Raw genomic sequence first — 7,291 nt, forward strand, 5'->3', positions numbered from 1 at the left:
GAACGACCATGACACCGATCAGGCTGGCCGAGACTCACCTCGGCATCACACCGACCTGCTGGACCAACGACGACTTCCCGCTGCTGGGCGATGACATCCCCTTCGAGCAGTGCGTCAGCGAGATCAAGCTGGCGGGCTTCGAAGGGTGCAGCATCGGCCACAAGTTCCCCACCGACGTGGACGCGCTGAACGCGGCGCTCGCGCTGCGCGAACTCAGCGTCACCGAGCCGTGGGTGAGCACGTTCTTCACCGTGCCCGGCATGCGCGGGCGGACGATCGCGGCCTTCGAGGAGCGGATGGACTTCCTCGACGCGATCAAGGGCACGGTGAAGACCCGGAGCATCGGGGTGGCCGAGTTCGGCAACTCCGTCCACCTCATGCCCATCAGCCTCGGCGACTCCAAGCCCGTGTTCACCGAGGACCACTGGAAGGCGCTGACCGAAGGGCTCGACGAGATCGGCAGGCTCGCCAAGGAGCGGCACTTCCAGCTGGTCTACCACCCCCACATGGGCACCGGGGTGCAGACCCAGGCCGAGGTGGACACGCTCATGCGGCGTACCGACGCCGAGTACGTCCATCTGCTGCTGGACACCGGCCACCTGTACTGGGCCGGCGGCGACCCGGTGGCGGTGATCAACGCGCATGCCGGCCGTATCCGGCACGTGCACCTGAAGAACATCCGCACCGCGGTGCGCGACAGGCCCGGGCTGGCCTCGGCCAGCTTCGAGGAGTTCGTCAGGGCGGGCATCTTCACGGTCCCCGGCGACCGGACCGGCGCAGTCCCCTTCCCCGCCATCCTGACCGCCCTGGAGTCCAAGCAGTACAAGGGCTGGCTGGTCGTCGAGGCCGAGCAGAACCCGCACGGCCCGCGACCACCGCTGTACTACGCCAAGCTGGCCCGCGAGTACCTGAAGAAGGAGCTGGGGCGGTGACCATCCACGCCACGCCGAAGTTCACCGAGTCGGTCATCGACGCCGACCCCCGTGACGGCTACTTCCTCCAGGCCGTCGACATCGACGGCGACGGCCGCCCCGACCTGGTCGCCTCCGGTCTCAGCCGGGGCGAGGTCGTCTGGTACCAGAACCCGTCCTGGACGAAGCGAACCATCGTGTCCCTGACCGACCGCAAGCCCGTCGCCCTGGACGCCGCGGACCTCACCGGTGACGGTTTACCGGACCTGGTCCTCAGCCACGACTACGGCAACTGCATGTTCAACTGCGGCCCGCAGGACGGCAAGATCTCCTGGCTGCAGAACCCCGGCGCCGGCAGGTGGGACGCGCCGTGGCCCCGCCGGCACGTGTCCGACCTGGTCGCCACCCACCGATTACGGCTGGGCCACTTCACCACCGACCGGCGTCTGCAGCTGGCCGCCTTCCCGGTAGTCGGGCCGCAGGGCGGCGAAGCCGGCGTCCACTCCCCCGTGCACGTCATGCTGTACGACCTCCCCGACGACGTGCTGACCGCCGAGGTGTGGCCGGGCAGGGCCGTGGACACCTCGCACTTCACCGTGGTGCACGGTGTGGTGTCGGCCCGCTTCCCAGGCACCCCGCGACCGGACAGGGAGTCGTTCCTGCTGGCCGGCGGTGAGGGGATCAGCTGGCTGGGCCCGGGTCCCGGCGCCGCGCCGGGCAGCCCCTGGCAGCACGTCACGCTCGGTACGGGCGTGCCGCCGCAGAAGTCGCCGGAGCTGGGCCGTTACTTCCAGGGCAGCGGCAACCTCGCGGTCGGGCGGATCGGCGGGCGGTCCTGCGCGGTGATCGTCACGCTGGAGCCGTTCCACGGGAACACCGTCGCGGCATACGTGCGGCCCAACGGCACCGCCTCGCCGTTCGCCAAGCCGTGGCGGCGCAAGGTGCTGAAGGTCTTTCCCCGTCCCAGCGCCCAGTACGACGCCGTAGGGCATCACGTGGTCGTGGCGGACTTCGACAACGACGGGGACGACGAGTTCCTGATCGGCATGCGGGGGCCCGCTCCGGCGCAGGGCGTCTGGTACTACAAGCTCGACGCTCAGGGGAACACGCTCATCGAGCAGCAGGTGAGCACCGAGTCCACCGCCCGCATCGCCGTCGCGGACTTCAACGGCGACGGCAGGCTGGACTTCGCCATCACCGCCTACGACACGGTGGGCTACTACCGGACCAAGGACCCGGAGGTGCGCCTCTTCACCAACGCCTTCGCCTGGCCCGGCCCGGTCACTCTCCCACCCGGCGGCGACGGCTGAGCGACCCATCCGCGGCGGGGGCGGTCCCCCGCCGCGGATGTCGCTGGGTGGACTTCGCGATACGGGTTGTGCACTCAATGTGGTCAAGTGGGGTGAACTCTCCCCAGGCGCGGTGGGAGTACGCCTCAGGCCGCGTTCGGCGTGGCGGCCAGGCCCTGCTTGACGTATCGGGTGGTGTCGTCGGCGAGGATCTCGGGCAGACCCGTCTCGATGCCGTGCAGGGCCTGGACGGCGACGTCGGCGGGGTCGACCTTCTGGTCGGCGGGGACACCGGCGGCCATGTCCGTGTCCATGTATCCGACGTGCAGCGCCGAGACGGCGATGCCGCGGGCAGCGAGTTCCTCCCGGGCCGCACCGGTCAGCGCCCACGCCGCGGCCTTCGCCGCCGCGTAGGCCCCCAGCCCGGCCGGGTGAAGCCAGGACAGCACGGACAGGACATTGAGCACGGCGCCACCGCCGTTGCCCTCGATGACCGGGGCGAAGGCTCGCGTGACGGCGAGCGGACCGAAGAAGTTCGTCTCCATCTCCAGACGCACCGCGCCCGGACTGCCCGCTATGAGCGGCGTGGTGGTGGAGATGCCCGCGTTGTTCACCAGCAGCGTCGTATCGGAGGCGACGCCGGCGGCAGTTCGGACCAATTCCTCGTCGGTCACGTCCAGCCGCAGCGGGATGACTCCCGGCAGGTCCACCGTCTCGGGGCGGCGGGCCGCCGCGTACACCTTCGCTCCGCGCTCCACGAGCTGAGCGGCCAGATGCCGCCCGAGTCCCCGGTTGGCGCCGGTGACCACGGCGACCGCGTTCTTGAGTTCCATGTGCGCTCCCTGTGTGACGGGGGTCAGGCGGCCCCGTGCAAATTAGATTACGCATAAAATCTAAACCGGGACCTAGGATAGATGTCAAACGGCATCCGACTGGGGAGGTGGTGGCTGATGGGCCGCGTATCGCAGGCGCAGGCGCAGGAGAACCGACGGCGGGTCGTGGAAACCGCGTCCCGGCTGTTCCGGGAGCAGGGCACCCAGGTCAGCGTCGCCGACCTCATGAAGGCGGCCGGCCTGACCCACGGGGGCTTCTACAAGCAGTTCGCCTCCAAAGAGGCGCTCATCGACGAAGCCACCGCCCACGCGTTCGGCGAACTCGCCCGGCTGCGCGAAGACATGCTCGAGCAGCACGCTGGGGAGCGCGCCACCGCGCAGCAGGCGTTCACCGACACCTACCTCTCCGTCGAGCACCGTGACAGCTCGGCAGAAGGGTGTGCCGCCGCCGCACTCGCCGGCGACATGGCGCGCGAACCCGGAGATCCCGAAGCCCGCCGCGTCTACACCGAGGGAGTGGGTGCCTTCGCCGAATGGCTCGCCGCCGAGGACCAGGACGGCATCGCTCGGCTGTGCACCATGCTCGGCGCGCTGATCCTGGCCCGGGCCACCAAGGGCTCCCCGCTCTCCGAGGAGATCCTCACCTCCGCGCGCGCGGCATTGACGGCAACGAGCTGACCGGGCGCCGAGCAGGCCGACAAGCCGGAGGGGGCGCCCGAGCAGGCGCTGCGGACCGAGCGGAGCGCCGGATCAGTCGGCGACGCACACGGTCACGTACAGGTCCCCGGGCGTGCTGGCGCGCGTTCCGGGGTGCGTGGGCCCGTGAGGGTCACGCGCGCCGCGCAGCCCCTGTGCTCTCCCGTTCGATCAGCCCAGGCACAGGCACCCGGACCGTGCGTGCCGGGCCGCCGTCGAGCAGAGCGGTCAGCTCGCGTGCCGCCGTGCGGCCGAACTCCATGCTGTCCCGGGACAGCGCCGACAGCCAGGGCTTGACCATCCGGCACAGGGCCGAGTCCTCCCAGGCCACCACGGACACGTCCGCCGGTACGGAGAAGCCGAGTTCAGTGGCGGTGGCGACGCCCGCGAGGGCCATCACGTCGTTGTCGTAGATCAGGGCCGTCGAGGGAGCCTCGGAGCCGAGGACCCGGCGGGTGACGGCGGCGCCCTCCGCGTCCGAGTAGTCGGTGGTGATCGACTCCACCCCGGTCAGCCCGCGGCGCTGCGCCTCTGCGCGCAGGGTCCGGATCCGGCGTTCGGTGTGGGCCAGACCGGCCAGGCCGGCGATGTGCACGATCCGTCGGTGGCCGAGCCTGTACAGTTCGTCCACCACCGAGGCCATCGCGCCCGCGTCGTCCGCCCACACCGTGGACAGCCCGGGGTGCCGTTCGTCCGGCGCGCCCCCGATCACCACGGCGGGCAGGCCGAGTTCGTCGAGCAGGTCCGGGCGCGGATCGTCGGTGCGCGGGTCCACCACCAGGACGCCGTCCACCCGGTGCTCGGCCCACCATCTGCGGTAGACCGCGCACTCGTCGGCGACATCCTCCGCCACCTGGAACAGCAGCCCCAGGCGAGCTCGCCGTGGCGAGCGCCGAGCCGGACGCCGCCGGAGCCGCGCCGCCGTACACGTACCTGCCCGTGCCGACCGGTACCGGGGACGGCTGGCGGACCTCGGCCGTCCGGCTCACCGGCCTGTCCGGGACCGTGCACGCGATCGGTGTCCGGCTCACCGCCACCGACGGCGGCCCGGTGCGCTGGCGGCTCGGCGGCCTCGCGGTCCATGACCGCGCCGACACCCCGGCCGCCCCGGCCGGCCTGCGGATCATCGCCGCCTCGGGCGGCGACCTGCGTCTGGCCTGGAACCACCCGGCACCCGGCACGGTGCGCCATTACACCCTGCACCGTGTGCTGCCCGACGGCACCCGCCGCTTCCTGGGCGGCACCTGCCAGCGGGCCTACTTCGTCGGCGGCCTGACTCCCGAACCCGGAGAGCGCGCCGTACGGTTCGAAGTACGCGCGGTGGGCGAGCTGTACACCTCGTCGGCCCCCGCGACCGTCACCCACCCCTGGTAACCACCCGCTGACGTACGACCTACGGAGCATCCCCCATGCATGACGACAGCGGCCTGGTCGAGGCCCGCCTCCGGCGGGTGCTCGACGAGCGCGTCCGTCCCGCCGTGTATCCCGAGTCCGTCCCGCTGGAGGTCGCGGTCTGGCACGCGCCCGGCGAGCCCGTGCCGGTCGCCGAGGGACTGACTGCCGAGCCGGAGCCGATCGGGCTGGGCACCCGGTGGGGTGCTCCATGGGGCACCAGCTGGTTCCGGGTGACCGGCACCGTGCCCCAGGCATGGGCCGGGAGAACCGTCGAGGCCCTCCTCGACCTCGGCTTCGACGAGAACATGCCCGGCTTCCAGTGCGAGGGCCTGGTCTACCGACCCGACGGCACCCCCGTGAAGGGACTCAACCCGCGGAACCAGTGGGTCCGCATCGGCGCCCCCGTCGCAGGCGGCGAGGAGGTGCGGCTGCACGTCGAGGCCGCCTCAAACCCCGTCATCCTCGACTACCACCCCTTCCTGCCCACGCAGCTCGGCGACCCGGAGACCGCGGGCAGCGAGCCGCAATACACCCTCACCCGCATGGACCTCGCGATCTTCGACGAGACCGTGTGGCAGTTGGTCATCGATCTGGAGGTGCTGGGCGAGCTGATGGCCGAGCTGCCGGCCGACTCGCAGCGCCGTTACGAGATCGTGCGCGCGGTGGACCGGGCTCTCGACGCGCTCGACCTCCAGGACGTGAACGGAAGCGCCGGGCGGGTCCGTGCCCGGCTTGCCGAGGTGCTGGCCGCGCCGGCCGCCGCCTCAGCGCACCGGATCAGTGCGGTCGGGCACGCGCACATCGACTCGGCGTGGCTGTGGCCGCTGCGGGAGACCGTGCGGAAGGTGGCCCGTACGACGTCCAACATGACCGCGCTGCTGGAGGACGAGCCGGAGTTCGTCTTCGCCATGTCCCAGGCGCAGCAGTGGGCGTGGGTGAAGGAGTATCGGCCCGAGGTGTGGGTGGGGGTGAAGAAGGCGGTGGCGGAGGGGAGGTTCGTGCCGGCGGGCGGTATGTGGGTGGAGTCCGACACGAACATGCCTGGTTCGGAGGCGATGGCGCGGCAGTTCGTGCACGGCAAGCGGTTCTTCCTCGACGAGTTCGGTATCGAGAACGATGAGGCGTGGCTGCCGGACACCTTCGGCTTCGCTGCGGGGCTGCCGCAGATCATCAGGGCGGCGGGCTCGACGCGGCTGCTGACGCAGAAGATCTCCTGGTCGCAGACGAACAAGTTCCCGCACCACACCTTCTGGTGGGAGGGCATCGACGGCACCCGCATCTTCACCCACTTCCCGCCCGTCGACACCTACAACTGTTCCATGAAGGGCAGCGAGATCGCTCACGCGGCACGCAACTTCAAGGACAAGGGCCTCGCCCGGCATTCCCTGGCCCCTACCGGCTGGGGTGACGGGGGCGGCGGCACCACCCGGGAGATGATCGCCAAGGCGGCCCGGCTGCGCGACCTCGAAGGCTCGGCACAGGTCGTGTGGGAGACCCCGCGGGCCTTCTTCGACAAGGCCGAGGCCGAATACCCCGAACCACCCGTCTGGGTGGGCGAGTTGTACTTGGAGCTGCACCGGGCCACGCTCACCAGTCAGGCGGGGACCAAGCAGGGCAACCGGCGCAGCGAACACCTGCTGCGCGAGGCGGAGCTGTGGGCGGCGACCGCCGCCGTGCGTACCGGATTCGCCTACCCGTACGAGGAGTTGGACCGGATCTGGAAGACGGTGCTGCTGCACCAGTTCCACGACATCCTTCCCGGCTCGTCCATCGCCTGGGTGCACCGCGAGGCCCGCGCCACCTACCAGCGGATCGCCGGAGAGCTGAACGAGATCATCGAGTCCGCCCAGCACGCGCTCGCGGGCGAGTGCGGCGTACCGCTGGTCTTCAACGCGGCCCCGCACCCGCGGGCGGGTGTCCCGGCCGGCGGCGCGGCCACCCCGGTCACCGAGGGCCACACGGAGCTCAGGTCCCGCGCGGGCGGCGGATTCGTCCTGGACAACGGCCTGCTGCGGATCGTGATCGACGCCCGAGGGCTCGTCGTCTCGGCCTACGACATCGAGGCCGACCGCGAGACCATCGCCGAGGGCCGGGCCGCGAACCTCCTCCAACTCCACCCCGACTTCCCGAACATGTGGGACGCCTGGGACGTGGACGAGTTCTACCG

5 protein-coding genes and 2 pseudogenes are annotated in these 7,291 nt (G+C 70.9%); 5 read left to right on the plus strand and 2 right to left on the minus strand.

The genetic code is table 11. From position 1 onward, the window contains the following. The first annotated feature begins 8 nt into the window (after positions 1–8). Positions 9–932, plus strand: a complete 924-nt coding sequence (gene iolE / locus ACF09J_RS32410; protein ID WP_392309032.1) for a myo-inosose-2 dehydratase — start codon at positions 9–11, stop codon at positions 930–932. Continuing rightward, positions 929–2,221, plus strand: a complete 1,293-nt coding sequence (locus ACF09J_RS32415) for an FG-GAP repeat domain-containing protein (protein WP_392309033.1) — start codon at positions 929–931, stop codon at positions 2,219–2,221. Before iolE ends, ACF09J_RS32415 begins: the two co-directional genes overlap by 4 nt. A 125-nt stretch (positions 2,222–2,346) precedes the next feature. On the opposite strand, the gene ACF09J_RS32420 is transcribed toward ACF09J_RS32415, so the two are convergent. Further along, a complete protein-coding gene (locus tag ACF09J_RS32420; RefSeq protein WP_392309034.1) occupies positions 2,347–3,033 on the minus strand; it encodes an SDR family oxidoreductase in 687 nt (228 codons plus the stop codon). A gap of 117 nt (positions 3,034–3,150) precedes the next feature. Here ACF09J_RS32420 and ACF09J_RS32425 point away from each other — a divergent pair, with 117 nt between their 5' ends. Next, the gene (locus ACF09J_RS32425; RefSeq protein WP_392309035.1) at positions 3,151–3,711 is read left to right on the plus strand and encodes a TetR/AcrR family transcriptional regulator; all 561 of its coding nucleotides are present in this window, start codon (positions 3,151–3,153) and stop codon (positions 3,709–3,711) included. 151 nt (positions 3,712–3,862) lie between these two features. Here the strand turns inward: ACF09J_RS32425 and ACF09J_RS32430 are convergent. Next, positions 3,863–4,600: pseudogene (locus tag ACF09J_RS32430) on the minus strand (LacI family DNA-binding transcriptional regulator); the annotation flags it as partial. A 2-nt stretch (positions 4,601–4,602) separates the two neighbouring features. Between ACF09J_RS32430 and ACF09J_RS32435 the strand changes: the two are divergent. After that, positions 4,603–5,103 (plus strand): annotated as a pseudogene (locus ACF09J_RS32435) (endo-beta-N-acetylglucosaminidase); the annotation flags it as partial. 35 nt (positions 5,104–5,138) lie between these two features. Continuing rightward, positions 5,139–7,291: alpha-mannosidase (locus ACF09J_RS32440; RefSeq protein WP_392309036.1), on the plus strand; the 2,153-nt coding region annotated here is incomplete at its 3' end.

The organism is Streptomyces sp. NPDC014889 (genome assembly GCF_043081205.1).
Lineage (GTDB): Bacteria > Actinomycetota > Actinomycetes > Streptomycetales > Streptomycetaceae > Streptomyces.